Consider the following 24,147-nt stretch of genomic DNA (forward strand, 5'->3'; position numbering starts at 1 on the left):
CTGTGGATAAGGTTCTGAACTTCAAACAAGGCCGAGTGCCGCTGCTGATCAGCATGCCCCACGCGGGCCTGCGCCTGACGCCTGCGGTGCAAGCCGGGCTGATCCCCGAGGCACACAGCCTGCCGGACACCGACTGGCACATTCCCACGCTGTATGACTTTGCCGAAGATCTGGGCGCCAGCACCTTGTCGGCAGAGTACTCGCGGTTTGTGATCGACCTGAACCGGCCATCGGACGACAAGCCGCTGTATGTCGGTGCCACTACGGGGCTGTACCCGGCGACATTGTTCGACGGCGTGCCGTTATTTCGCGAAGGCCTGGAGCCTTCCGCCGAGGAGCGCGCCACTTACCTGCAGAAGATTTGGGGGCCGTACCACCGCGCCCTGCAAGAGGAACTGGCGCGGCTCAAGGCCGAGTTCGGCTACGCGCTGCTGTTTGATGCGCACTCGATCCGTTCGGTGATCCCGCACCTGTTTGAAGGTAAGCTGCCGGACTTCAACCTCGGCACCTTCAACGGCGCGGCGTGTGACCCGGAACTGGCCAGCCAGTTGGAAAGCATCTGCGCTCAGCATTCGCGTTACACCCACGTGCTTAACGGGCGCTTCAAGGGCGGGCATATCACTCGCCATTACGGCGACCCGGCGCAGGACATTCATGCGGTGCAGTTGGAGTTGTGCCAGAGCGCTTATATGGAGGAGTTTGAGCCGTTTCGTTATCGGCCGGATTTGGCCGAGCCGACACGGGTGGTGTTGAGGCAGTTGCTGGAAGGGGTGTTGGCCTGGGGGCAGAAGCACTACCGGTAATTTTTGGTACTGCTGAAATAGCTTTCGCGAGCAAGCCCGCTCCCACATTTGACCGAGCTCCAGCAGGAGAACGCGGTCCCAATGTGGGAGCGGGCTTGCTCGCGAAGAGGCCCTCACAGTCGCCCCAGTGCAACTGCCGGTCGCTACAGTTCGTGTTAGCAGAGGTCCCGCTGGGTAAGGTTGTGGGTAGGGCGCGCCAGACGCCACTCCCCACAATAAAGCTGCCGAGTGAGACCTCATCCATGAAAAGACTGTTGTTGATCCTCACCGGCGCCGCTTGGATCAGCGCCAACGCCATGGCTGCAGAACCTGCATCCTGCAAAGCCATACGCATGGGCGTGGTCAGTTGGACCGACGTGGTCGCCACCTCCGGCATGGCTGACGTGCTGCTCAATGGCCTGGGCTACGACAGCAAACAGACCAGCGCCGTGCAACAGATCATCTTTGCCGGCATCCGCGACAAGCGCCTGGATATCTTCCTCGGCTACTGGAAACCGGCGATGGACAACAACATCGCGCCATTCCTGGCCGCCAAGCAGGTCAAGGTCTTCGACACGCCCAGCCTGTCGGACGCCCAGGCCACTCTGGCGGTGCCGCAATACGTGGCCGACGCCGGGCTGAAAACCTTTGCCGACATTGCGCGTTTCAAGGACAAGCTGGGCGCCAAGATCTACGGCATCGAGCCTGGCAGTGGCGCGAATACCGATATCCAGAAAATGATCGACACCAACCACTTTGGCCTGGGCGGCTTCAAGCTGGTTGCCTCCGGTGAAGCGGGCATGCTCGCGGCCGTACAGCGTGCGGTGAACCGCAAGGAGTTTGTCGTGTTTGTCGGTTGGACCCCGCACCCGATGAACATCAACATGAAAATGGCTTACCTCACCGGCAGCGAAGATGTGTTTGGCGCTGACGAAGGCCGGGCCACGGTGTCCACCGTGACCGCGCCGGATTTCGCCGAGCGTTGCCCCAACGCCAACCGGCTGCTGACAAACCTGACCTTCACCGCCGCGCAGGAAAGCCAGTTGATGGTGCCGATCATGGAGCGCCAATCGCCGCAGGACGTGGCCAAGCAATGGTTGCGCGACCACCCGGAGGATTTGCAGCGCTGGCTGGCTGGGGTGACAGCGTTTGATGGCGGCGATGGCGTCGCGGCCGTCCAGTCCAGCCTCAAACCCTAAGCCAACGCACGGTAGCTCAAACAACACAGGGCAAATGTGGGAGCGGGCTTGCCCGCGATAGCGATGTATCAGCTAACTCATAAGTGGCTGACACACCGCTATCGCAGGCAAGCCAGCTCCCACACTTGATCTACAGCGATTAGGGATATTTGCGCATGTATCCGATTTCTCCGCAGCTTGCGGCCTTCGTCACTAAAACCGAATCCTTCAGCAGCGACGACTCGTCGCTCGCAGGTTTACGCCGTAACTACGACCGCATGTGCCAGGCATTCACCCCGCCGAAGCCAGCAGGGCTGCAAGTCGCTGACTTTGCCCTCGGTGCAGTCGGCGTGCGCAGCTATCTCCCTTCGGTGCCCACGCCAACCGAAGGCTGGCCATGCCTGCTTTATATGCACGGCGGCGGCTGGGTGGTCGGCGGGCTGGACTCCCATGACTTCATCTGCTTCGAACTGGCCAGCACGCTTGAAGTACTGGTGATCGCCATCGACTACCGCCTGGCGCCGGAACACCCGTTCCCGGCGGCATACCAGGATTGCCGCGCAGTGTGGCAGGCCATCCAGGCCGGGCAGGGGCCGCACGCCATCAACCTGCAGCGCCTGGTGGTGATGGGCGACAGCGCGGGCGGCAATCTGGCTGCGGCGTTGTGCCTGGGTTTGCGCGATGACGGCCAGCCGCTGCCCCGCGCCCAGGTGCTGATTTACCCAGGCTTGGGCGGCGCGGCGGACCTGCCGTCGCGCCGTGATTGCATGGATGCGCCCTTGCTCAGTACCGCCGACACCGACTGCTACCTGGCGCTCTACCTGCCGGGCGCGGACACGCCATCGGCCTATGCCATGCCACTGCTGGCCAAGGACTTCAGCGGTTTACCCAAGGCGTTGATCGCCGTGGCCCAGTTCGACCCGCTGCGCGATGACGGCATGCTGTATGCCGAACGCCTGCGGGCGGCAACTGTGGAGGCGGTGTTGTATCCCGGCAAAGGCCTGGTCCACGGCTGTTTGCGCGCGCGCGGCCAAGTGGCGCAGGTGGATCAGCTCTACGACTATCTATTGGGCTACGTGCGGCGCTGCCTGGGGAGCGAAGGGCTGACACAGGTCTAAGTGCTCAAGGACATGCTCATTGCACAATTCGGGTTTATGATGCCAGACGGCAAAAATAATAGACGTCCCCTCAGGGATGAACCCGACACCCTACGGAGCGCGCAATGCAGACTTGGTACCCGCAGATCAAACCCTACGCCCGGCACGATCTGGCCGTCGATGACACCCACACCCTGTACGTCGATGAAAGCGGCTCCCCCGAAGGCTTGCCCGTCGTCTTTATCCACGGTGGCCCGGGCTCCGGCTGTGACGCCCAGAGCCGCTGCTACTTTGATCCGAACCTGTACCGCATTGTCACCTTCGACCAGCGCGGCTGCGGACGCTCCACGCCTCGCGCCAGCCTGGAAAACAACACCACCTGGGACCTGGTCGCCGACCTTGAGCGCATTCGCGAACACCTGGGCATCGAAAAGTGGGTGCTGTTTGGCGGCTCCTGGGGCTCGACCCTGTCGCTGGCTTACGCGCAAACCCATCCCGAGCGCGTGCATGGCCTGATCCTGCGCGGGATCTTCCTGGCGCGCGACCAGGACATTCACTGGTTTTACCAGGAAGGCGCGAGCCGCATGTTCCCGGATTACTGGCAGGACTATCTGGCACCGATCCCAGCGGATGAGCGTCACGACCTGGTCGCCGCCTACCACAAGCGCCTGACCGGCAACGACCAGATCGCCCAGATGCACGCCGCCAAGGCGTGGTCCGGCTGGGAAGGCCGCATGCTGGGCCTGTGCCCGAGCCCGCAGCATGTCGAGCGGTTTTCCGAGCCGCAGCGCGCGCTGTCGATCGCACGTATCGAATGCCACTACTTCACCAACAACTCCTTCCTTGAGCCCAACCAGCTGATTCGCGACATGCACAAGATCGCCCACTTGCCTGGCGTAATCATTCATGGGCGCTACGATATGATCTGCCCGCTGGACAATGCCTGGGAGCTGCATCAGGCGTGGCCCAACAGTGAGCTGCAGGTGATTCGCGAGGCCGGCCATGCCGCGTCCGAGCCCGGCATTACCGATGCCTTGGTGCGTGCGACCGGCGAAATGGCACGGCGCCTGCTTGATCTGCCGCCAGAAGAAGCATGAAGGGCCTGTTGCAACGGGTGCGTGGCGCCCGCGTCGAAGTGGCGGGCGAGGTCGTAGGCGCAATTGACCAGGGTTTGCTGGTGCTGGTCGCCGTTGAGCCTTCAGATACCCCAGAGAGCGCCGACAAACTGTTACACAAGCTGCTTAACTACCGGGTATTCAGTGATGACGAGGGCAAGATGAACCTGTCCTTGAAAGACATTGGCGGCGGTTTGCTGCTGGTGTCGCAGTTCACCCTGGCGGCCGATACCAAAAGTGGCCTGCGGCCAAGCTTCTCCACGGCGGCCCCTCCGGCGCTGGGAGCAGCGCTTTTTGATCACTTGCTGTTACAAGCGCAACAATTGCATGGCAAGGTGGCGTCAGGGCGTTTTGGGGCGGATATGCAGGTGCATTTGGTCAATGATGGCCCTGTGACCTTCCTCTTACAGACATGAATGTATTAAAAACGACGTTAATGCCTAAAAACGCAGGGTTTCGCTACAAATACTTCGTTGTCCCTGATGCGTTGTTTCGCGGGCTACTAGATAATCGCGCGCTACGGGGATCAGCGTTGTTTGGTCCATTTTTGACTTAGGTAGAGACTTGTCCGACAAACCAATGGGGAATCATTTTGACCCAAGGGAGTCGGAACAATGCTCGCCAACCTGGCATATAGATAGCTGGCCGTTGGTTTTTTGATCTGTTTTCGGCGAGGGTTGCTCGTGATTGTTAGTCCCTGTAATGCACCAAAATTGTCTGCCAAACGGTTACGAAACGCACTGGTAACGGGCTCCGCCCTGTTTTGCCTGTTCGGCGCGGGTCAACTGTGGGCATTCAGTCTGGATGATGTGTCGGCCAAGGCTAAAGAGCTGGCCGGGCAGAAATACGAAGCTCCGCGCAGCAATCTGCCGAACGAATTTCGCGAAATGAAATTCGCCGACTATCAGAAGATTCGTTTCCGTAACGAAAAAGCCGAGTGGGCCGATCAGAACACGCCGTTCAAGCTGTCCTTCTATCACCAGGGCATGCACTTCGACACGCCGGTGAAAATCAACGAAGTCACCGCCGACACCGTCCAGGAAATCAAATACGACCCGACGCGTTTCGATTTCGGCGACGTGAAATACGATCCCAAGTCCACTGAACAGCTGGGTTATGCCGGTTTCCGTGTGCTGTACCCGATCAACACGCCCGACAAGCAAGACGAAATCATGACCATGCTTGGCGCCAGCTACTTCCGCGTCGTCGGCAAAGGCCAGTCGTATGGCCTGTCTGCCCGTGGCATGGCGATCGACACTGCATTGCCGTCCGGTGAAGAGTTCCCGCGTTTCACCGAATTCTGGATCGAGCGCCCAAAACCGGGTGAAAAGCAGTTGGTGATCTTCGCCTTGCTGGACTCCCCACGCGCCACCGGCGCCTATCGCCTGACCCTGCGCCCTGGCACCGACACCGTTGTCGACGTCAAGTCGCAGATGTTCCTGCGCGACAAGGTCAGCAAACTGGGCGTTGCCCCGTTGACCAGCATGTTCCTGTTCGGTGCGAACCAGCCGTCCAAGGTGCTCAACTACCGTCGTGAACTGCACGATTCCAGCGGTCTGTCGATCCATGCCGGCAATGGCGAGTGGATCTGGCGCCCTCTGAACAACCCTAAACACCTGTCGGTCAGCAACTTTGCCATCGAAAATCCGCGTGGTTTCGGCCTGCTGCAACGTGGCCGCGACTTCAGCCACTACGAAGACCTGGACGACAACTACGACAAGCGCCCAAGCGCCTGGATCGAGCCTGAAGGCGACTGGGGCAAGGGTTCGGTCGATTTGGTAGAGATTCCGACCGCCGATGAAACCAACGACAACATCGTTGCGTTCTGGAGCCCGGCCGAGCTGCCAAAAGTCGGCGAGCCGCTGGACATCAGCTACCGCCTGCACTGGACTATGGACGAGAAAGCCCTGCACCCGGCCGACAGCGCCTGGGTCAAGCAGACCCTGCGTTCGACCGGTGACGTGAAGCAATCCAACCTGATCCGTCAGCCGGACGGCAGCGTGGCCTACCTGGTTGACTTCGAGGGCCCGTCCCTCAAAGCCCTGCCGGCAGACGCCGCGGTGCGCAGCCAAGTGAGTGTCGGCGACAACGCCGAAATCGTTGAAAACAGCGTGCGTTACAACGAACACACCAAAGGCTGGCGCCTGACCCTGCGGATGAAGATCAAGGACGCAGGCAAACCGACTGAAATGCGTGCGGCCCTGGTCCAGGACATCCCGCAGCCGGAGCCTGAAAAAGCGTCGACCCAAGTGATCAAGGCCGACAAGCTCTTGGCCAAGCAACACGAGAAACAGGCCAAGAAAGAAGCTAAAGAAGCTAAAGAAGCTAAAGAAGCTAAAGACGCGAAAGAAGCCAAAGACAAGGAAGCCAAGCAGCCAGAAGCTGCCCCGGCCACGCCACTCTCTAATCCGGAGCCGGCCAAGACAGAACACGTCCTGACCGAAACCTGGAGCTATCAGTTGCCTGCCGATGAGTAATTCTCAAGCCACGCCCGAGACTCTGTCCGAGTACCTGGCGCACCTCCCGATGACCGCCGAGCAGCGCGCCGAGCTGGCGGGCTGCACGTCCTTCAGCGAGCTGCATGAGCGGCTTTCGTCCGCGACCTTCGACGCACCAACCGACGCTGCCCAAGCGTCGGTCGGCCGTCGGCTGACCCTCAACACCGCCGAAGAGCTGCAAGACGCGGAAATGCTTGCGCTCGACGCCAGTGGCCGGGTTTGCCTGAAGGCCACGCCGCCGATCCGTCGGACCAAAGTGGTGCCTGAGCCTTGGCGCACCAACATTCTGGTGCGCGGTTGGCGCCGGATGACCGGTCGCACCAACCCGCCGAAGCCGCCCAAGGACGATCGTGTACTGCCGGCCGCGCGCTGGCGTACCGTCGGTTCGATCCGCCGCTACATCCTGCTGATTTTGATGCTCGGTCAGACCATCGTTGCCGGCTGGTACATGAAAGGCATCATGCCGTACCAGGGCTGGTCACTGGTCGACTTCGACGAAGTGCGCAACCAGACCTTGCTGCAAACCGCGACCCAAGTGCTGCCTTACGCCCTGCAAACCAGCATCCTGATCATGTTCGGGATCTTGTTCTGCTGGGTCTCGGCCGGTTTCTGGACCGCGCTGATGGGCTTTCTGGAACTGCTGACCGGTCACGATAAATACCGGATTTCCGGTAAAAGTGCCGGCGACGAGCCGATTCCGAAAGACGCCCGCACCGCTTTGGTAATGCCGATTTGCAACGAAGACGTGCCCCGGGTGTTTGCCGGTCTGCGCGCCACCTTCGAATCGGTGGCCGCCACGGGCGATCTGGACCGTTTCGATTTCTTCGTCCTCAGTGACAGTAACGAAGCCGATATCTGCATCGCCGAACAGCAAGCCTGGCTTGACGTGTGCCGCGAAGCCGGGGGGTTCGGCAAGATCTTCTATCGCCGCCGTCGCCGTCGCGTCAAACGCAAAAGCGGCAACCTCGACGACTTCTGCCGTCGCTGGGGCGGTGACTACAAGTACATGGTGGTCCTCGACGCCGACAGCGTGATGAGCGGCGAATGCCTGACCAGCCTGGTGCGCCTGATGGAAGCCACGCCGGATGCCGGGATTATCCAGACCGCGCCGCGTGCGTCGGGCATGGACACCCTGTATGCGCGCATGCAGCAGTTCGCCACCCGTGTGTACGGCCCGCTGTTTACCGCTGGCCTGCACTTCTGGCAGTTGGGTGAATCCCACTACTGGGGCCACAACGCGATCATCCGCATGAAGCCGTTTATCGAGCACTGCGCCCTGGCGCCGTTGCCGGGTAAAGGGGCGTTTGCCGGTGCGATCCTCTCCCACGACTTCGTTGAAGCAGCGCTGATGCGCCGTGCCGGCTGGGGCGTGTGGATTGCCTACGACTTGCCGGGCAGCTACGAAGAACTGCCGCCGAACCTGCTGGACGAACTCAAGCGTGACCGTCGCTGGTGCCACGGTAACCTGATGAACTTCCGCCTGTTCCTGGTAAAAGGCATGCACCCGGTGCACCGCGCGGTGTTCCTGACCGGTGTGATGTCGTACCTGTCGGCGCCGTTGTGGTTCTTCTTCCTGGTGCTGTCGACGGCGTTGCTGGCGGTGAACACCCTGATGGAGCCGCAGTACTTCATGGCGCCACGCCAGTTGTACCCGCTGTGGCCGCAATGGCATCCGGACAAGGCGGTGGCGCTGTTCTCCACTACCATCGTGCTGTTGTTCCTGCCTAAGTTGCTGAGCATCATCCTGATCTGGGCCAAGGGCGCGAAAGAGTTCGGCGGCAAGTTCAAGGTGACCTTGTCGATGCTGCTGGAGATGCTGTTCTCCATGTTGCTGGCGCCGGTGCGGATGATCTTCCACACCCGTTTCGTGCTGGCCGCGTTCCTCGGCTGGGCTGCGACTTGGAACTCGCCGCAGCGTGACGACGACTCCACGCCGTGGAGCGAGGCGGTCAAACGTCACGGTCCGCAAACATTGCTCGGCTTCCTCTGGGCGTTGTTGGTGGTGTGGCTGAACCCAAGCTTCCTGTGGTGGCTGATTCCGATTGTCGGTTCGCTGATGCTGTCGATTCCGGTGTCGGTGATTTCCAGCCGCGTGAAGCTGGGCCTCAAGTCCCGCGACGAGAGCCTGTTCCTGATCCCTGAGGAATACAATCCGCCGCAGGCCTTGCTATCGACCGAGAAGTACACCCACGAAAACCGCTGGCACGCGCTGAACGACGGGTTTGTGCGTTCGGTCGTCGACCCGCAGCAGAATGCGCTGGCCTGCGCCCTGGCGACCTCGCGTCACCGTGAAGCGGAGCCGATCGAGCATCTGCGTCAGGAGCGTGTCCGCCACGCATTGAAAGTCGGCCCTGCCGGCCTCAACAACGGCGAGCGCGTGGCGCTGCTCAGCGATCCGGTCGCCCTGGCTCGCCTGCACCAGCAAGTCTGGAGCGAAGGTCACGCCGAGTGGCTCGGCGCCTGGCGTGCTTCGATCAAGGCGGACCCGCACGCGCCTTTGCTGCCGCTGCAACCGCTGTCGTCCCAGGCTCAACCGGCCTGATTCATACGCCCCCGAGGGCCCACCTCGGGGGCGTTTGAAGCGCTGGTCCTACAGCGTTTCGCGCTTCTTCCTCTACGCACTAACGCCTTGTTATTTCGAAACAAAAGTCCTTTGTTCGCGACGTATTGCCGTGCCTTTGGCTGGGTTAGCATCGCCCCCTCGAATTGACGAGGTCACAGGGGGAATCATGAGCAAAAGCTATTGTTGGGCGTGGCTGACAGGCGCTGTCGCATGGGTGTACGCGGGCCTGCTGAGTGCCGGCGCCCTGGATGACGCCGTGCGCCGTGGCGTGCTTAAGGTCGGCACCACGCCCGCCTATGTGCCCTTCGAGATGACGGACAAGCAGGGACGCATCGTCGGCTTCGAGATCGATTTGCTCAAGGCCATGAGCCACGCCCTGGGCGTCCAACTCGAATTGGTCACCATGCCCTATACCGACCTGGTACCGGGGCTGATGGCGAACAAGTTCGATCTGATCGGCAGCGGCATGACGGTCACTCAAGAGCGCAATCTGAAGCTCAATTTCAGCGACTCCTTCATCGTGGTTGGCCAAACCGCGCTGCTGCATCCGAGCCTGGCCGGCAAAATTTCCAGTATCGAAGACCTCGACGAAGCGGGTTATCGGATCGCCGCCACGGCAGGTACCACCGCAGAGACAGCGGCGCGACGCTTTCTCGGGGCGGCCCGGCTAAGCAGTTTCGCCACCGCGGAAGAGGGCGTGCGGCAGGTGGTGGAGGGTAATGCCGATGCCTTCATTCATGACGCGCCCTACAACCTGATCGCAATGGCCCGGCCGGAAAACCGCACACTGTTGGCGCTTGAGCAGCCATTCACCTTTGAGCCTCTGGCGTTCGGGTTGAAAAAAGGTGATTACGACAGCCTCAACTGGATTAACCACTTTCTTAGCCAGGTGGCCCAGGACGGGACCTACGATCGCCTGCACGACAAGTGGTTCAAGGACACCGCCTGGATGGCCGAGATTGATTGATCGTCATAACCACTTATCTATCAAGATGTTGCCGCGCACTTCCGCTGAACCTGTCTGACCCTGCGCGTTGCTGCACCGTTGTGGGGCTTTTCCGACATACGCAGGGAACATTTACCCGTGAAACCTTTGTGACGGGCAGCGAGTGGGGTAGGATCGCACCCCGAATTGGTGCAGCCCTTTTGCGCGCCGACTTTATAAGAACCGTTCAGGGGACTTGATGATGAAAAAGTATCTTTCGATGCTGATGCTCGGCGTCACCGCGCTGGTCGCGGCCACTGCGGCCCACGCTGGCGCCATCGATGATGCGGTCAAGCGCGGCACGCTGAAAGTCGGCATGGACCCGACTTACATGCCGTTCGAAATGACAGACAAGCGCGGTGACATCATCGGCTTTGAAGTCGACATCCTCAAGGCCATGGCCAAATCGATGGGCGTCAAACTGGAGCTGGTGTCCACCGGTTACGACGGCATCATCCCGGCCTTCCTGACCGGCAAGTTCGACATGATCGGCAGCGGTATGACCCTGACTCAGGAACGCAACCTGCGACTCAATTTCAGCGAACCCTTCATCGTGGTCGGCCAGACGTTGCTGATTCGCAAGGACCTGGAAGGCACCATCAAGTCCTACAAAGACCTCAACGATGAGAAATACCGCCTGACCTCCAAGCTGGGCACCACCGGTGAGATGGTCGCCAAAAAGCTGATCTCCAAAGCCAAGTACCACGGCTATGACAACGAGCAGGAAGGCGTGCTCGACGTGGTCAATGGCAAGGCTGATGCCTTTGTGTATGACGCGCCGTACAACGTGGTTGCCGAGAAAAAGGTCGGCAACGGCAAACTGGTGTTCCTGGAAGAACCCTTCACCTTCGAGCCGTTGGCGTTTGGCCTGAAAAAAGGCGATTACGACAGCCTCAACTACATCAATAACTTCCTGCACCAGATCCGCAACGACGGCACCTACGATCGCATCCATGATAAGTGGTTCAAGAGCGCCGAGTGGCTCAAGGACATGGAATAAAGGCTGACACCCAGTCGACTTCATCGCAGGCAAGCCAGCCCCCACAGTTGAAATGCGTTCCCTTGTGGGAGCGGGCCTGCCCGCGATGACGGCATGCCAGGCGATACATCTTCGGAAAGTGAAATGAAACAGAAAAAAGCCCAATGGCCCTGGCACCTGCTGACCGTGGTCGTGCTGGTTGGCCTGGCTGGCGCGTTGTACTACGCCACCTCGCTGATGTCTTACGAGTGGCGCTGGAACCGCGTGCCGCAGTACTTCGCCTATCAGGCCGAAACGTCCCAGCGCGCCGCCGACATCTCCACCGTGGTGGAACTGGTGCACAAAGGCGACGTCGCTGAAGTGACCCTGCGCAACGACGCCGGCACCGAGCAAAAGCTCACCGTGGCCGACAACAGCCTGCAAGTGTCGCGTGGCGACGATGTTGCCGAGGGCGACGTGGTGGGCGTGACCCGGCATTGGGCGCTGGGGCCGTTGATGTGGGGCTTGTGGACCACATTGTGGCTCTCGGTGGTGTCCGGCATTCTCGGCCTGGCGATCGGTTTGGCAACCGGCCTGTGCCGTCTGTCCAGTAACCCGACCCTGCGCGACCTGTCGACGATCTACGTCGAGCTGGTACGCGGTACGCCGCTGTTGGTGCAGATCTTCATTTTCTATTTCTTCATCGGCACGGTGCTCAATCTGTCGCGGGAGTTTGCCGGGATCGCGGCGCTGTCGCTGTTCACTGGCGCTTATGTGGCGGAAATCGTGCGCGCCGGTGTGCAGTCGATCACCCGCGGCCAGAATGAAGCCGCGCGTTCCCTGGGCCTGAGTGCCAGCCAGTCGATGCGCCATGTGGTATTGCCGCAAGCGTTCAAGCGCGTGCTGCCGCCTTTGGCCGGGCAATTTATCAGCCTGGTCAAGGACACGTCGCTGGTGTCGGTAATCGCGATTACCGAGCTGCTCAAAAGTGGCCGCGAGGTGATCACCACCTCGTTCTCGCCGTTTGAAATCCTGTTCTGTGTGGCAGGCCTGTACCTGCTGATCAACCTGCCGCTGTCGAAAATGGCCAGCCGGCTTGAGCGGAGGCTCGCGCAAAGTGATTGAAGTCCGCGATCTGGTAAAAGTCTTCGACACCCGTGGTCACGTGGTGCGCGCGGTGGACCACGTCACCACGCAAGTCGCCAAGGGCGAAGTGCTGGTGGTGATCGGCCCGTCGGGTTCCGGCAAATCCACCTTCCTGCGTTGCCTGAATGGTTTGGAAGTATTCGACTCGGGCTCCGTCAGCATCGACGGCCTGCAACTGGCTGACCCGAAAACCGACGTGAACGCCTACCGTCGCGAAGTCGGCATGGTGTTCCAGCATTTCAACCTGTTCCCGCACATGACGGTGCTGGAAAACCTGTGCCTGGCGCAAAAAGTCGTGCGCAAGCGCGGCAAACAAGAGCGCGAGGCCAAGGCCCTGGCGCTGCTCGAAAAGGTCGGTATTGCGCAAAAGGCCAACGAGTTTCCGTCACGTTTGTCCGGTGGACAGCAACAGCGCGTGGCCATCGCCCGCGCGTTGGCGATGGAACCCAAGGTCATGCTGTTTGACGAGCCCACTTCGGCGCTGGACCCGGAAATGGTCGGTGAAGTGCTGGACGTGATGAAGACCCTCGCCCTGGAAGGCATGACCATGGTCTGCGTCACCCACGAGATGGGTTTTGCCCGCGAAGTGGCCGACCGGGTGCTGTTTTTCGACCATGGCAAATTGCTGGAAGACGCGTCCCCTGCCGCGTTCTTTGACGCGCCGAAAGACCCGCGGGCCCAGGCCTTCCTGCGCCAGGTCCTGTAAACCTCAAGGCCGGGCTCGACTGGGTCAACTGAGCACCGGCGGCCGCGGTGTGTAGCGACACACCGCCCCATCATCTCACCGCGAATAATCTCCTCCGGCACTGTGCCTGCAAGCGGGTGAGCCGAAACAGGCTCAAACGCTCAATGGGTTCGGCGGCTCGGGTCGGCCGCCGTGCAAGGCGGCTCAGATGCGAAAGCGGCCTACCAGGGTTTGCAAGTAAATCCCCAGGCGCGCCAGTTCGGCACTGGAGGCGGCGGTTTCCTCACTGGCCGAAGAGGTCTGTTCAGACACATCGCGCACATTCAGCACACTGCGGTTGATCTCTTCGGCCACGGCACTCTGCTGCTCGGCGGCGGTGGCGATCTGCGAGTTCATCGCCTGAATGGTCGAGACCGTGCGGGTAATATTGCCCAGCGCGTTGCCGGCCCGACGGGTCAGCTCGACGCTGCTGTCGGTGAGGCCACGGCTGTTGTCCAGGATGGTGGCCACCTGCTGGGTGCCGCTTTGCAGGCCGACGATCAGCTCTTCGATCTCTTCAGTGGACTTCTGCGTACGCTGGGCCAGGCTGCGCACCTCATCGGCGACCACGGCAAAGCCACGTCCGGCTTCACCGGCACGCGCGGCCTCGATCGCGGCGTTAAGCGCCAGCAGGTTGGTTTGCTGGGCGACCGACTTGATCACGTCGAGCACGCTGCCGATCTTGTCGCTTTCGCGCTTCAGATGGCCCATGGCTTCGGTGGAATTGCCCACCTCAGTGGCCAGGCGCTCGATCTGGGCGATGGCCTCACCCACGACTTTGTCGCCTTCGCGGGCCTGCTGGTCAGCGGCCACGGCGGCTTCAGAGGCTTCCTCGGCGTTACGCGCCACTTCCTGCACGGTGGCCGCCATTTCATTCATGGCAGTGGCCACTTGGTCGGTCTCGACCTTTTGGCTATTGACCCCCGCGCTGGTCTGCTCGGTGACGGCCGACAGTTGCTCGGCGGCGCTGGCGATCTGAGTGACGCCATCGCTGATCCCGCCGATCAGCTCGCGCAGGCCGACGGTCATGCTTTGCGTGGCGCGTTGCAGCTGCCCCAACTCATCCTGGCGCGCAGAGTTGAGGTTGTGGCTCAGGTCGCCGGAGGCGACGTGCTCAGCGACTTTGAGCGTCTGGTTCAGCGGAATGACGATTTGACGCGTGATGGCCCAGGCGGCGACCACGCCGAAGATCAGCGCCAGTACGGTGGCCAGCAGCAACAGCTGCTTGGCATGCGCCGCGTCGGCATCGCGTACTGCGGTTTGCGAGACGGTGAGTTTTTCGCTGTGGCCCAGCAGGATATCGCCTTGCTCGGTCATGATTTTCAGGGCCGCAGCGCTGGCGACCTGGGAGTCGCGGTACTGGCTGACGGCGGTGCGATAGGCTTGCAGCGACACGCCGGCTTCTTGCAGGTTGGCCTGGTACTGGGCAGGCAATTGGCCTTCCAGTTCGGTGATTTTCTTCAGGGCGTTGTCGATGGCATCCAGGGCAGGCTGCTCGGCCTCCGTCTTGGCGCTGTAGGTATAGCCGCGCACCTGGAAGCGTGATTGCTGGATCAGCTTGCTCAAGTCGACCACGCTGTTGAACTGGGTAACGCTGTCACCTTGCAGCAGCGCCTTCTCGACCTCATTGGTCTTGGCCACGGCGTTGTCGGCGGTGTCGCCGAGCTTGCTGCGCGCGCCTTCGCGCTTCAGGCCGGCCTGGACCATGGTGGCGAAGGCTTTTTTGTATTGGTTCAAGGCCTCCTGTTGTTGCTCCACCAGGGCCTTGTCGTCGGGTTGCTCGATCAGGGTTTGTGCGGTTTTAAGGCCGTTGTCCAGCTGGGTAAGCAGGCTGTTGACCGCATCCGTGCCTTGTTCGCCGCGACGCATTTCGAAGTCCAGGCGCGCCAGGCGCAGGTCTTTGGTCAGGCCGTTGAGGCTGGAGATAAAGCCCAGTTTGTCACCGCGACTGATCACATCGCCCAGGCCGGTCCAGCCGGTGAAGGTGGTCAACAACGTCAGGACTAACACCAAGCCAAAGCCAATGCTCAGCTTGCGGTTGACGCTCACATTCCCCAGTTTTTCGGCTAACCAACGATACATACTGCGAACTCCCTTTGAACAAGGCTTGGACTTATTCAGAGGCTATCGGCTGCGCAGGACTATTCTGTAGGCGCGATGGATCATGTTGCGCGTTTTGAGGTGGGCAGGTTTTTGTGGCGAGCGGGCTTGCCCCGCGTTGGGCTGCGCAGCAGCCCCAGTCAGAGCAACGCCGTATGTCAGGCATACCCAGTTGACCGTTTTGGGGCCGCTTCGCGCCCCAACGCGGGGCAAGCCCGCTCGCCACAAAAAGCCCGCTTGGCAGCAAACGGTGAGGTTTAGAACAGGCGGGCGAGCAGGGCGGTCACGGCGGTTTCTACGCGCAGGATTCGCGCGCCGAGCTGCACGGGTTGCAAGCCGGCTTTGGTCAGCAGGTCCACTTCGTAGGGTATCCAGCCACCTTCCGGGCCGATGGCCAGCGTTACCGGTTCATCCAGCGCACGCGGGCAGGCTGGGTAGTCGCCGGGGTGGCCGATCAGGCCGAGGGTGCCTGCGGTCATGGCTGGCAGGCGATCTTCGACGAACGGCTTGAAGCGCTTTTCGATAACGATCTCGGGCAGCACCGTATCGCGCGCCTGCTCCAGACCCAGAACCAACTGCTCACGAATCGCCTCTGGCTCAAGGAACGGGGTTTGCCAGAAGCTCTTCTCCACGCGGTAGCTGTTGACCAGCACCACCTTGGGCACGCCCATGGCTGCGACGGTTTGCAGCACCCGGCGCAGCATCTTCGGGCGCGGCAGCGCCAGCAGCAGGGTCAGCGGCAGTTTGGCCGGCGGCTGCAGGTCGAAGCTGACTCGCAGCTCGGCTTCGCCGGGTTCCAGGCGCAGCAGGTGGGCGTTGCCCATCAGCCCGCCGATGCGGCCCACACGCAGGTTGTCACCCACCACTGCGCGGTGGACGTCCTGCATATGCACCAGGCGCCGATCACGCAGGATCACCCGGTCGGCCGCGATAAAGTCGGCCTCCTCAAGCAGCAGCAGGTTCACGGCTGGGTCGCTGGCGGCTGATCGTCGTCGGCGGGTTGGTTATCCGGGTGCTCGCCACGTTTGCTGATCAAACTGCCAAACAGGATGCCGATCTCGAACAGCATCCACATCGGCACAGCCAACAGGGTCTGCGAGAAGATGTCCGGTGGCGTCAGGATCATGCCGACCACAAAGCAACCGATGATCACGTAAGGGCGCACTTTCTTCAGGTACTTGACGTCAACCACGCCGATCCATACCAGCAGCACCACGGCGACCGGGATTTCAAAGGCCACGCCAAAGGCGAAGAACAGCGTCATCACGAAGTCGAGGTAACTGGTGATGTCGGTCATCATCTCCACACCGGCCGGGGTGGCGGCGGCGAAGAACTTGAAGATCAGCGGGAACACCAGGAAATAGGCGAAGGCCATGCCGGTGTAGAACAGCAGGATGCTCGACACCAGCAATGGCACCGCGATGCGTTTCTCATGCTTGTACAGGCCCGGCGCGATAAAGCCCCAGATCTGGTGCAGGATCACCGGGATCGCCAGGAACAGCGAAACCATCATGGTCAGCTTCAACGGCGTCAGGAACGGTGACGACACGTCGGTGGCAATCATCGTCGCGCCGGCCGGCAGGTACTGGCGCAGCGGTGTCGAAACGAAGGTGTAGATCTGCTGGGTGAAGGCGAACAGCCCGGCAAAGATGATGAAGATCGCCGCTACGCAACGCAGCAGGCGGGTACGCAGCTCGGTGAGGTGCGAGACCAGCGGCATGTGCTGGTCGTTTTCCGGTTTATCAGCGCTCATGGGGCTCGCGGCGGCAATGTAGGGTCATGGGGAGCGGGCGACGCAACGGGCGTCGGCGCTGGCGTTGTCGGGGCAGGTGCGGTGGGTGCCGGGGTGTGTTCCACCACGGGGGCAGCATCAGCCGCGGCCGGTGGCGCGATGCTGTGCTCGGCCACGGGCTCTGCCGGTTTGCTCGGCTCATTGACCGGCGACAGAATCTTGCGCGCTTCCTGCTCCAACGAAAGGATATGTTCGTTGTGCAGCTGGCGGCGAATCTCGTCGGCGCCGATTTCCCGTTCAACTTCCTGTTTGATGGCGTTGAAACTGCGTTTCAGGCGCCCGATCCATAGGCCGGCCGTGCGCGCGGCACCGGGCAGGCGTTCCGGCCCCAATACCAGCAGGGCGACGAGGCCGACGAGGAGCAGTTCAGAGAAGCTGATACCAAACATTAGTCAGTGCTCACGAGTCTTTGCGGGTCGGCTCTTGGACTTTTTCAGCCTGCACGTCGAAGGTACGACGTTCGGTGATGGGCTGGGTGGCCTGCGGGTGCACAGGCTGCGCCGGGGGGACCGGGTTGGCGGCAGGTTCGGCGGGCTTTTCATCGTCGTTCATGGCTTTGCGAAAGCCCTTGATCGACTCGCCCACGTCAGTGCCCAGGTTTTTGAGTTTCTTGGTGCCGAACACCAGTACCACCACCACCAGAATGACGATCCAGTGTTTCCAGTCAAAAATGCCCATGCTGCAATTCCTCTGTAAAAGTTATTCAGGCGGACGGGCGCGAGGCCTTTTCGGCATGCCCGGACAAGCCGAAGCGACGGTCCAGTTCATCCAGCACTGCCTGCGGATGCTGCCCCAGTTGGGCGAGCATGACCATGCTATGGAACCATAGGTCAGCGGTTTCGTAGATGACATCGCTGCAGTCGCCGCTGATTTGCGCGTCTTTGGCAGCAATGATGGTTTCGACGGATTCCTCGCCGAGTTTTTCCAGAATCTTGTTCAAACCCTTGTGGTACAGGCTGGCGACATAGGAGCTGTCGGCGTCCGCGCCTTTGCGGTCTTCCAGCACCTGGGCCACGCGGTTGAGGGTATCGCTCATGTCTAGTGTCCTGCCGAGTAAATGGCGTGCGGGTCTTTGAGCACCGGTTCGACCACCTTCCATTCGCCATTCTCGAACACGCGATAGAAGCAGCTGTGACGGCCGGTGTGGCAGGCGATGTCGCCGATCTGCTCGACTTTGAGGATTACCACGTCGGCGTCGCAGTCGATGCGCATCTCGTGCAGGGTTTGCACGTGCCCGGACTCTTCGCCCTTGCGCCACAGTTTGCCACGCGAACGTGACCAGTAAATGGCGCGCTGCTCAGTGGCAGTGAGGCTCAGGGCCTCACGGTTCATCCAGGCCATCATCAGCACGCGCCCGGTCTTGTAGTCCTGGGCAATGGCCGGCACCAGGCCGTCACTGTCCCATTTGATCTCGTCCAGCCAGTCTTTCATGTTCCGCTCCGGCAATTTGCGACAGTGTATAACCGGATCGGCTATCGACGCACGATCAGATAAACACCCACGGCGACCATGATGCCGGCCGGCCAGTGGCCCAGTTGGTTCAGCGGCCCACCGATGGCCAGCATCACGCCGCCGACCAGGTGCGCGGCGCCCAGCAGGCGCAGGAACCAATCGTCCTTGCGCTTCTGCCAGGGCGGCGCGGGGTCTTTGGCGTGGGGTTGGGACATGCGCTCCAGCAGGTCGCGCGTCATGTTGGCCAGGTGCGGCAGTTGCTCGACCTGGCTTTGCAGGTTGCCCAGCAAGGTTTTCGGGCTGACGCGCTCACGCATCCAGCGCTCCAGGAACGGCTGCGCGGTGTTCCACAGGTCGAGGTCCGGGTACAGCTGACGGCCCAGGCCTTCGATGTTGAGCAGGGTTTTCTGCAGCAGCACCAGTTGCGGCTGCACTTCCATATTGAAGCGCCGCGCGGTCTGGAACAGGCGCATCAGTACCTGGCCGAATGAAATATCTTTTAACGGTTTTTCAAAGATCGGTTCGCACACGGTGCGGATGGCCGCTTCGAATTCGTTGAGCTTGGTTTCTGCCGGCACCCAGCCCGAATCGATGTGCAGCTGCGCCACGCGGCGGTAGTCACGCTTGAAGAAGGCGAACAGGTTGCGCGCCAGGTAATCCTGGTCTTCCGGGGTCAGGCTGCCGACGATGCCGCAGTCGATCGCAATGTACTGCGGGCTCCACGGGTTGACGGTGCTGACGAAGATGTTGCCCGGGTGCATGTCGGCGTGGAAAAAACTGTCGCGGAACACCTGGGTGAAGAAGATCTCCACGCCGCGCTCGGCGAGCATTTTCATGTCGGTACGCTGGTCGGCCAGGGTGGCGAGGTCGGTGACCTGCACGCCGTAGATGCGCTCCATCACCAGCACTTTGGGGCGGCACCAGTCCCAATACACTTGCGGCACGTACAGCAGCTGCGAGCCTTCGAAGTTGCGCTTGAGCTGGCTGGCGTTGGCGGCCTCGCGCAGCAGGTCGAGTTCGTCGTAGATGGTTTTTTCGTAGTCGGCGACCACGTCCACCGGGTGCAGCAGGCGTGCGTCGGCGGAGAAGCGCTCGGCGGCGCGCGCAAGAATGAACAGCCACGCCAGGTCCTGGCCAATGATCGGCTTGAGGCCGGGGCGAATCACCTTCACCACCACTTCTTCGCCAGTCTTGAGCTGCGCGGCGTGCACCTGTGCGACCGAGGCCGAGGCCAGCGGGTCGACGTCGAAACGGCTGAATACTTCGCTGATCTTTTTGCCCAACTGCTCTTCGATCAGCTTCATCGACTGTTGGGAATCAAACGGCGGCACGCGGTCCTGCAGCAGCATCAACTCGTCGGCGATGTCTTCGGGCAACAGGTCGCGGCGGGTGGAGAGGATCTGCCCGAACTTGATAAAAATCGGCCCCAAATCCTGCAGCGCCAGGCGCAGGCGCGCGCCACGGCTCAGCTCCAGCGGTCTGCGCGGGAGCCAGCGCCATGGCAGCACATAGCGCACCGCCAGCAGAAACCACGGCAAGGGCAGGGCGAACAGCAGGTCATCGAGGCGGTAGCGGATTACGACGCGCTGGATACGAAACAGACGGCGGACGGCGAGCAGCTTCATGCGTTATCGCTTGGATCAAGGGAACGGCTCAGGCGCTCAACGCGCGCCTCGAGGCGTTCCAGGTCGATTTTGGCCTTGTCGAGTTCGCGAAAGCGCGCTTGCGCTTCCCGTTCTCCGACCAGGGTGCGCGATTCTTCGCTCAGGTATTCGGCAAGGTTCTGGTTGAGGGCGGCGAACCCTTGCTGGTACCAGCGCGAGCGGCTGCGCAGGTGCCCGCTGATCAACTGAGTGGCCACGGGGCCGATCCAGCGTGACAGCTCGTATTCCCAATCCAGTTCCAGGTCTTGCAGCACGGCGGCCAGGTCCATCAGCACCGCGCTGTCGCCTTCCAGTTCCACGTCGGGGCCGTGGAGGATGGCGGTTTTGTTGCGGCTCAGCGCCAGGTGCAACAGGCTCGAGGCGGGCGCACGCAGGGTGCAGTCGGCTTCGGCGGCCCATTGGGTCGCGAGCAGCACGCCTTCATCGCTGGGCAGGATAAACAGCTGCAAGGCGGGGCTCGTGCAATCGACGGCAATGACTTTGCCGTTCAAGTGCGCGAGCCGCGCCAGGGCGGTGCTGTCCAGGCGCAGCACACGGTTGAGGCCGTGTTCAACGCTGGCGAGAAGGCCTGCGAACAGCATCAGGGTTTGATGCCGCGGTGCAGGGCGACGATGCCCGAGGTCATGTTGTGGTAGGTCACGCGGTCGAAACCGGCGTCTACCATCATCGACTTCAGCGTTTCCTGGTCGGGGTGCATGCGGATCGATTCGGCCAGGTAGCGGTAGCTCTCGGCGTCATTGGTGATCAGCTTGCCCATCAACGGCATGAAGGCGAACGAGTAGGTGTCGTAGACCTTGGACATCAGCGCGTTGGTCGGCTTGGAGAACTCCAGCACCAGCAGGCGGCCACCTGGCTTGAGCACACGCAGCATCGAGCGGATGGCGTCCTCTCTGTGGGTCACGTTGCGCAGGCCGAAGGCAATGGTCACGCAGTCGAAATGGTTGTCCGGGAACGGCAGCTTTTCAGCGTCGGCCTGGACGAATTCGATGTTGCCGGCCACGCCTTTATCCAGCAGGCGATCACGGCCAACCTTGAGCATCGAACCGTTGATATCCGCCAGCACCACCTGGCCGGTCGGGCCGACGAGCTTGGAGAACTTGGCGGCCAGGTCGCCCGTGCCGCCGGCAATGTCCAGCACGCGGTTGCCGGTGCGTACACCCGACAACTCGATAGTGAAGCGCTTCCACAGGCGGTGCATGCCGCCCGACAGCACGTCGTTCATCAGGTCGTACTTGGCGGCTACGGAGTGGAACACCTCAGCGACTTTTTCCGCTTTCTGGCTTTCCGGAACGTTCTTGAAGCCGAAGTGAGTGGTGGGTTCGGCATCGCTGCCTTTGCGCTGATCAGTCATATCGCTGTCACCAAAAGAGAATGCGGGACATGATAATCCCCAAGGCTTGCTTTGTCTTGGCAAGGCTGAAGGTAAGATAGACGGTCACCGAGACCTTTTGCCGCATGGCAGGTGTTCTGAGTCGTTATAAAGAGGAGTCATTGCAATGGCCCGTATTACCGTAGAGCGCGCACATTCCCTGGGTAAAGAAGGCGCGCGGGCGAAGGCCGAGAAGTTGGCGCACAAACTCAAAGAGCAATATGGCCTTGAGCCCACGTGGTCCGGCGACACCCTGATGCTCAAACGGTCCGGGGTGAAAGGCACGGTACTTGTAGCGGATGAATCGCTGCGCATTGATGTGGAACTCGGCCTGTTGATGTCGGCCATGAGTGGCACTATCAAATCCGAAATCGAGAAAGCCGTGGATAAGGCGTTGGCCTGATTCGAGTGCGCTTAGGGTGCCGATTCTAATTTTTCACCCTACTTTGTGCCCAAGCCCTCAACTCCTGTGGGCCGTTCCTCGACCCTGATTTGCGTGAGGTGCACCATGGCCAAAGTTATTTTGAAGAAAAAAATCGACATTCAGACCACCGCCCTGAGTGACGTTAAAAGCTACGCCCGCAAGATCTGGCTGGCAGGTCTTGGTGCCTACGCCAAGGTCGGCAATGAAGGCAGCGACTATTTCAAAGAGCTGGTTAAGACTGGTCAACATGTTGAAAGTAAAGGCAAAAAAGTTGTCGTTGAACAACTTGATGCTGCCAACAGTCAGATTGATCAAGTAAAGAGTAATGTCTCAAGCGTCAAAGGTTTGGTTGAAGTTCAACTGGATAAAGTTGAAAAAGCTTTTGACACGCGTGTTGCCAGTGCCTTGAATCGGATCGGCATTGCGTCTAAACATGACGTTGAGACACTCTCTGCTAAGCTCGAAGAGCTGACGGCATTGCTAGAACGTGTCGCGCGTAAACACTAAGGAGACATCGGGATGGCTGTTAAAAAGACTACTCAGAAAGAAGGCAGCTCGTGGATCGGGGAAGTTGAAAAATATTCCCGTAAGATCTGGCTTGCTGGTTTAGGCGTGTACTCGAAGGTTAGCAGTGACGGCGGTAAGTACTTCGAGACTTTGGTCAAGGACGGCGAAAAGGCCGAGAAGTTGACCAAGACTACAGTCGGTAAGAAAGTAGAAGCGGCAAAGGCGAGTGCGGGTTCTGCCAAGTCGAGCATTTCTGACACGTGGGGCAAGTTGGAAGAAACTTTCGACAAGCGCCTTAACAGTGCCATTTCGCGACTGGGCGTGCCGAGCAAAGCTGAGCTGAAGACGCTGCACGGCAAGGTCGATACGCTGACCCGTCAAATCGAAAAGCTCACGGGCGCAAAAGTGGCCCCGGCTAAAACCGCAGCGGCCAAACCAGCTGCCAAGCCTGCCGCTAAAACGGCTGCGGCAAAACCTGCAGCGAAAGCTGCAGCCAAGCCTCTGGTTAAAGCGGCGGCTAAACCCGCTGCCAAACCTGCGGCCAAGGCTCCAGCCAAAGCCGCGGCTAAACCGGCTGCCAAGCCTGCCGCTAAAACAGCCGCCGCTAAACCTGCCGCCAAGTCTGCTGCTAAACCCGTGGCCGCTAAAGCAACTGCCAAGCCAGCGGCTAAACCTGCTGCCAAGGCGGCTGCGAAACCTGCGGCTAAAACGGCTGCTGCAAAACCCGCTGCCAAGCCTGCCGCGAAATCTGCAGCCAAGCCAGCCGCGGCAAAACCGGCTGCCAAAGCTGTGGCGGCCAAGCCAGCGGCAAAACCAGCCGCCGCCAAGAAGCCTGCTGTAGCGAAAAAACCAGCAGCGGCAAAACCAGCGGTTGCGGCCAAGCCTGCAACGCCGGCGCCGACCGCTTCGACAGCCAACTCGGTGTCCGCACCGACGCACGCTGCTACTGCCCCGACTGCATCGCCGGCAACCCCGACGCCATCCAGTCAGTCCTGATTTTTTCAGGGCACAAAAAACGCCCGGCCTGTGAAGGTCGGGCGTTTTTTATTGGCGATCGTATGACCCACATAGTTCCAATGTGGGAGCGGGCTTGCCCGCGATTGCGGTCTGCCGATGACATAGGTGCTAACTGACTCACCGCTATCGCGGGCAAGCCCGCTCCCACATTTTCAATCCAGATCATCCAGATATTTCAGGGCAAACTTCTCGGTCGCCTGCCGTGCCGGCAACAGCAAGTGCGGCGCCACCAGCATCATGATCTGGTACACCACCACGCGCACTTCGCCTTCTCGGTCGAGGATGCGCTGGTAGTCCAGCGAAAACAGCAGCGTCAGGGTGATCTGCTCCACCAATTGGCCCAGTGCCTGGGTATCACTGACCAACTGCCCCGCCGCCTTCAAACGCGCAAGCAGCGACGCCAGCGTACGCTTGAGCGCCGTGAGCAAGGTGCGAATGCCCTTGGCCAGCTTTGGCAGGCGCCCCGCGAGGTTTGACAGGTCCTGAAACAGGAACCGGTAATGGGCCATGCGCTCGACGATCAGGTGCAGGAACAGCCAGTAATCCTCGGCGCTGAGTTGCGCATCCGCCGGCGGGTCAAGCAGCGGCGCCAGTTCATTCTGAAAGCGCTCGAACAGCCCAAGCACCAACGGCTCCTTGCCATGGAAGTGGTAGTAGAGGTTGCCGGGGCTGATCCCCATTTCATTGGCTACCTCCATGGTCGACACGTTCGGTTCGCCCTTGTGGTTGAACAACTGCAAGGCACATTCAAGGATACGGTCGCGGGTCTTCATCCA

24 protein-coding genes and 1 pseudogene are annotated in these 24,147 nt (G+C 60.8%); 14 read left to right on the forward strand and 11 right to left on the reverse strand.

All coding sequences use genetic code 11. The features are described 5' to 3' along the window. Nucleotides 1–2: 2 nt before the first annotated feature. From hutG to L8K08_RS16715, 11 genes and pseudogenes are all read left to right on the forward strand, one after another. Entirely contained in the window at nucleotides 3–803 is an 801-nt protein-coding gene (hutG, locus tag L8K08_RS16665) for an N-formylglutamate deformylase (RefSeq protein ID WP_242198761.1), read from the forward strand. A 242-nt stretch (nucleotides 804–1,045) separates the two neighbouring features. Beyond that, nucleotides 1,046–1,981 (forward strand): choline ABC transporter substrate-binding protein, encoded by a 936-nt coding sequence (gene choX, locus L8K08_RS16670; RefSeq protein WP_242198764.1) that lies wholly within the window; start codon nucleotides 1,046–1,048, stop codon nucleotides 1,979–1,981. A gap of 155 nt (nucleotides 1,982–2,136) precedes the next feature. Next, entirely contained in the window at nucleotides 2,137–3,078 is a 942-nt protein-coding gene (locus L8K08_RS16675) for an alpha/beta hydrolase (protein WP_242198766.1), read from the forward strand. 104 nt (nucleotides 3,079–3,182) lie between these two features. After that, the gene (pip, locus tag L8K08_RS16680) at nucleotides 3,183–4,154 is read left to right on the forward strand and encodes a prolyl aminopeptidase (protein WP_119738084.1); all 972 of its coding nucleotides are present in this window, start codon (nucleotides 3,183–3,185) and stop codon (nucleotides 4,152–4,154) included. Then, nucleotides 4,151–4,588 carry a D-aminoacyl-tRNA deacylase gene (gene dtd, locus L8K08_RS16685; protein ID WP_078740275.1) on the forward strand — a complete coding sequence of 146 codons (438 nt, stop codon included), beginning with the start codon at nucleotides 4,151–4,153 and terminating at the stop codon, nucleotides 4,586–4,588. The genes pip and dtd overlap by 4 nt, the downstream gene beginning before the upstream one ends. Before the next feature lie 267 nt (nucleotides 4,589–4,855). Further along, complete coding sequence (locus tag L8K08_RS16690) at nucleotides 4,856–6,649, forward strand: glucan biosynthesis protein G (RefSeq protein WP_347341007.1); 1,794 nt, start codon at nucleotides 4,856–4,858, stop codon at nucleotides 6,647–6,649. Next, nucleotides 6,642–9,250 (forward strand): annotated as a pseudogene (gene mdoH, locus L8K08_RS16695) (glucans biosynthesis glucosyltransferase MdoH). Before L8K08_RS16690 ends, mdoH begins: the two are co-directional and overlap by 8 nt. A 149-nt stretch (nucleotides 9,251–9,399) precedes the next feature. Further along, nucleotides 9,400–10,200, forward strand: coding sequence for a transporter substrate-binding domain-containing protein (locus L8K08_RS16700; RefSeq protein ID WP_145159943.1), 801 nt, complete (start codon nucleotides 9,400–9,402; stop codon nucleotides 10,198–10,200). Nucleotides 10,201–10,420: 220 nt separating this feature from the next. Then, nucleotides 10,421–11,218: a transporter substrate-binding domain-containing protein gene (locus tag L8K08_RS16705; RefSeq protein WP_145159945.1), complete on the forward strand. Its 798-nt coding sequence runs from the start codon at nucleotides 10,421–10,423 to the stop codon at nucleotides 11,216–11,218. Nucleotides 11,219–11,341: 123 nt separating this feature from the next. After that, nucleotides 11,342–12,301, forward strand: a complete 960-nt coding sequence (locus L8K08_RS16710) for an amino acid ABC transporter permease (protein WP_145159947.1) — start codon at nucleotides 11,342–11,344, stop codon at nucleotides 12,299–12,301. Next, nucleotides 12,294–13,028: an amino acid ABC transporter ATP-binding protein gene (locus L8K08_RS16715; protein ID WP_145159949.1), complete on the forward strand. Its 735-nt coding sequence runs from the start codon at nucleotides 12,294–12,296 to the stop codon at nucleotides 13,026–13,028. Before L8K08_RS16710 ends, L8K08_RS16715 begins: the two co-directional genes overlap by 8 nt. A 183-nt stretch (nucleotides 13,029–13,211) precedes the next feature. On the opposite strand, the gene L8K08_RS16720 is transcribed toward L8K08_RS16715, so the two are convergent. From L8K08_RS16720 to ubiE, 10 genes are all read right to left on the reverse strand, one after another. Continuing rightward, nucleotides 13,212–15,128, reverse strand: coding sequence for a methyl-accepting chemotaxis protein (locus tag L8K08_RS16720; protein WP_242198769.1), 1,917 nt, complete (start codon nucleotides 15,126–15,128; stop codon nucleotides 13,212–13,214). A 275-nt stretch (nucleotides 15,129–15,403) separates the two neighbouring features. Next, nucleotides 15,404–16,111 (reverse strand): 16S rRNA (uracil(1498)-N(3))-methyltransferase, encoded by a 708-nt coding sequence (locus tag L8K08_RS16725; protein WP_242198771.1) that lies wholly within the window; start codon nucleotides 16,109–16,111, stop codon nucleotides 15,404–15,406. After that, a complete protein-coding gene (tatC, locus tag L8K08_RS16730) occupies nucleotides 16,108–16,899 on the reverse strand; it encodes a twin-arginine translocase subunit TatC (RefSeq protein ID WP_242198774.1) in 792 nt (263 codons plus the stop codon). Before tatC ends, L8K08_RS16725 begins: the two co-directional genes overlap by 4 nt. Next, a complete protein-coding gene (tatB, locus tag L8K08_RS16735) occupies nucleotides 16,896–17,327 on the reverse strand; it encodes a Sec-independent protein translocase protein TatB (protein WP_242198777.1) in 432 nt (143 codons plus the stop codon). The genes tatC and tatB overlap by 4 nt, the downstream gene beginning before the upstream one ends. Nucleotides 17,328–17,337: 10 nt before the next feature. Then, on the reverse strand, nucleotides 17,338–17,616 hold the full coding sequence (locus L8K08_RS16740) for a twin-arginine translocase TatA/TatE family subunit (RefSeq protein ID WP_242198780.1): 279 nt from the start codon (nucleotides 17,614–17,616) through the stop codon (nucleotides 17,338–17,340). Nucleotides 17,617–17,641: 25 nt separating this feature from the next. Continuing rightward, on the reverse strand, nucleotides 17,642–17,974 hold the full coding sequence (locus L8K08_RS16745; RefSeq protein ID WP_099602007.1) for a phosphoribosyl-ATP diphosphatase: 333 nt from the start codon (nucleotides 17,972–17,974) through the stop codon (nucleotides 17,642–17,644). Between the two features lie 2 nt (nucleotides 17,975–17,976). Next, entirely contained in the window at nucleotides 17,977–18,369 is a 393-nt protein-coding gene (gene hisI / locus L8K08_RS16750; protein WP_012721796.1) for a phosphoribosyl-AMP cyclohydrolase, read from the reverse strand. A gap of 41 nt (nucleotides 18,370–18,410) precedes the next feature. Beyond that, entirely contained in the window at nucleotides 18,411–20,015 is a 1,605-nt protein-coding gene (gene ubiB / locus L8K08_RS16755) for a ubiquinone biosynthesis regulatory protein kinase UbiB (RefSeq protein ID WP_242198781.1), read from the reverse strand. After that, nucleotides 20,012–20,635, reverse strand: coding sequence for an SCP2 sterol-binding domain-containing protein (locus tag L8K08_RS16760; RefSeq protein WP_242198783.1), 624 nt, complete (start codon nucleotides 20,633–20,635; stop codon nucleotides 20,012–20,014). Before L8K08_RS16760 ends, ubiB begins: the two co-directional genes overlap by 4 nt. Then, on the reverse strand, nucleotides 20,635–21,405 hold the full coding sequence (gene ubiE, locus L8K08_RS16765; RefSeq protein ID WP_242198785.1) for a bifunctional demethylmenaquinone methyltransferase/2-methoxy-6-polyprenyl-1,4-benzoquinol methylase UbiE: 771 nt from the start codon (nucleotides 21,403–21,405) through the stop codon (nucleotides 20,635–20,637). Before ubiE ends, L8K08_RS16760 begins: the two co-directional genes overlap by 1 nt. A gap of 145 nt (nucleotides 21,406–21,550) precedes the next feature. Between ubiE and L8K08_RS16770 the strand changes: the two genes are divergently transcribed. The 3 genes from L8K08_RS16770 to L8K08_RS16780 all read left to right on the forward strand — a co-directional run bounded on the left by L8K08_RS16770 (nucleotide 21,551) and on the right by L8K08_RS16780 (nucleotide 23,350). Next, complete coding sequence (locus L8K08_RS16770) at nucleotides 21,551–21,826, forward strand: polyhydroxyalkanoic acid system family protein (RefSeq protein WP_242198787.1); 276 nt, start codon at nucleotides 21,551–21,553, stop codon at nucleotides 21,824–21,826. A gap of 105 nt (nucleotides 21,827–21,931) precedes the next feature. Continuing rightward, nucleotides 21,932–22,354: a phasin family protein gene (locus tag L8K08_RS16775; RefSeq protein WP_242198790.1), complete on the forward strand. Its 423-nt coding sequence runs from the start codon at nucleotides 21,932–21,934 to the stop codon at nucleotides 22,352–22,354. Between the two features lie 12 nt (nucleotides 22,355–22,366). Next, nucleotides 22,367–23,350: a phasin family protein gene (locus tag L8K08_RS16780; RefSeq protein ID WP_242198793.1), complete on the forward strand. Its 984-nt coding sequence runs from the start codon at nucleotides 22,367–22,369 to the stop codon at nucleotides 23,348–23,350. Nucleotides 23,351–23,523: 173 nt separating this feature from the next. Here L8K08_RS16780 and L8K08_RS16785 read toward each other — a convergent pair whose 3' ends face one another. After that, nucleotides 23,524–24,144 (reverse strand): TetR/AcrR family transcriptional regulator, encoded by a 621-nt coding sequence (locus tag L8K08_RS16785; RefSeq protein WP_145159967.1) that lies wholly within the window; start codon nucleotides 24,142–24,144, stop codon nucleotides 23,524–23,526. Nucleotides 24,145–24,147 lie beyond the last annotated feature (3 nt).

It is taken from the genome of Pseudomonas sp. TREG-RG-20F-10-E-6-01, assembly GCF_022662455.1.
GTDB lineage: Bacteria > Pseudomonadota > Gammaproteobacteria > Pseudomonadales > Pseudomonadaceae > Aquipseudomonas.

What these genes read in the sequence shown, in the direction of transcription:
- L8K08_RS16745 (WP_099602007.1), bottom strand. Translation starts at nt 17,974, where the DNA reads ATGAGCGATACCCTCAACCGCGTGGCCCAGGTGCTGGAAGACCGCAAA.
- pip (WP_119738084.1), top strand. Translation starts at nt 3,183, where the DNA reads ATGCAGACTTGGTACCCGCAGATCAAACCCTACGCCCGGCACGATCTG.
- L8K08_RS16770 (WP_242198787.1), top strand. Translation starts at nt 21,551, where the DNA reads ATGGCCCGTATTACCGTAGAGCGCGCACATTCCCTGGGTAAAGAAGGC.
- L8K08_RS16760 (WP_242198783.1), bottom strand. Translation starts at nt 20,635, where the DNA reads ATGCTGTTCGCAGGCCTTCTCGCCAGCGTTGAACACGGCCTCAACCGT.
- ubiE (WP_242198785.1), bottom strand. Translation starts at nt 21,405, where the DNA reads ATGACTGATCAGCGCAAAGGCAGCGATGCCGAACCCACCACTCACTTC.
- L8K08_RS16785 (WP_145159967.1), bottom strand. Translation starts at nt 24,144, where the DNA reads ATGAAGACCCGCGACCGTATCCTTGAATGTGCCTTGCAGTTGTTCAAC.
- L8K08_RS16700 (WP_145159943.1), top strand. Translation starts at nt 9,400, where the DNA reads ATGAGCAAAAGCTATTGTTGGGCGTGGCTGACAGGCGCTGTCGCATGG.
- dtd (WP_078740275.1), top strand. Translation starts at nt 4,151, where the DNA reads ATGAAGGGCCTGTTGCAACGGGTGCGTGGCGCCCGCGTCGAAGTGGCG.
- L8K08_RS16675 (WP_242198766.1), top strand. Translation starts at nt 2,137, where the DNA reads ATGTATCCGATTTCTCCGCAGCTTGCGGCCTTCGTCACTAAAACCGAA.
- choX (WP_242198764.1), top strand. Translation starts at nt 1,046, where the DNA reads ATGAAAAGACTGTTGTTGATCCTCACCGGCGCCGCTTGGATCAGCGCC.
- L8K08_RS16710 (WP_145159947.1), top strand. Translation starts at nt 11,342, where the DNA reads ATGAAACAGAAAAAAGCCCAATGGCCCTGGCACCTGCTGACCGTGGTC.
- L8K08_RS16720 (WP_242198769.1), bottom strand. Translation starts at nt 15,128, where the DNA reads ATGTATCGTTGGTTAGCCGAAAAACTGGGGAATGTGAGCGTCAACCGC.
- hisI (WP_012721796.1), bottom strand. Translation starts at nt 18,369, where the DNA reads ATGAAAGACTGGCTGGACGAGATCAAATGGGACAGTGACGGCCTGGTG.
- L8K08_RS16740 (WP_242198780.1), bottom strand. Translation starts at nt 17,616, where the DNA reads ATGGGCATTTTTGACTGGAAACACTGGATCGTCATTCTGGTGGTGGTG.
- L8K08_RS16705 (WP_145159945.1), top strand. Translation starts at nt 10,421, where the DNA reads ATGAAAAAGTATCTTTCGATGCTGATGCTCGGCGTCACCGCGCTGGTC.
- ubiB (WP_242198781.1), bottom strand. Translation starts at nt 20,015, where the DNA reads ATGAAGCTGCTCGCCGTCCGCCGTCTGTTTCGTATCCAGCGCGTCGTA.
- L8K08_RS16775 (WP_242198790.1), top strand. Translation starts at nt 21,932, where the DNA reads ATGGCCAAAGTTATTTTGAAGAAAAAAATCGACATTCAGACCACCGCC.
- tatC (WP_242198774.1), bottom strand. Translation starts at nt 16,899, where the DNA reads ATGAGCGCTGATAAACCGGAAAACGACCAGCACATGCCGCTGGTCTCG.
- tatB (WP_242198777.1), bottom strand. Translation starts at nt 17,327, where the DNA reads ATGTTTGGTATCAGCTTCTCTGAACTGCTCCTCGTCGGCCTCGTCGCC.
- L8K08_RS16780 (WP_242198793.1), top strand. Translation starts at nt 22,367, where the DNA reads ATGGCTGTTAAAAAGACTACTCAGAAAGAAGGCAGCTCGTGGATCGGG.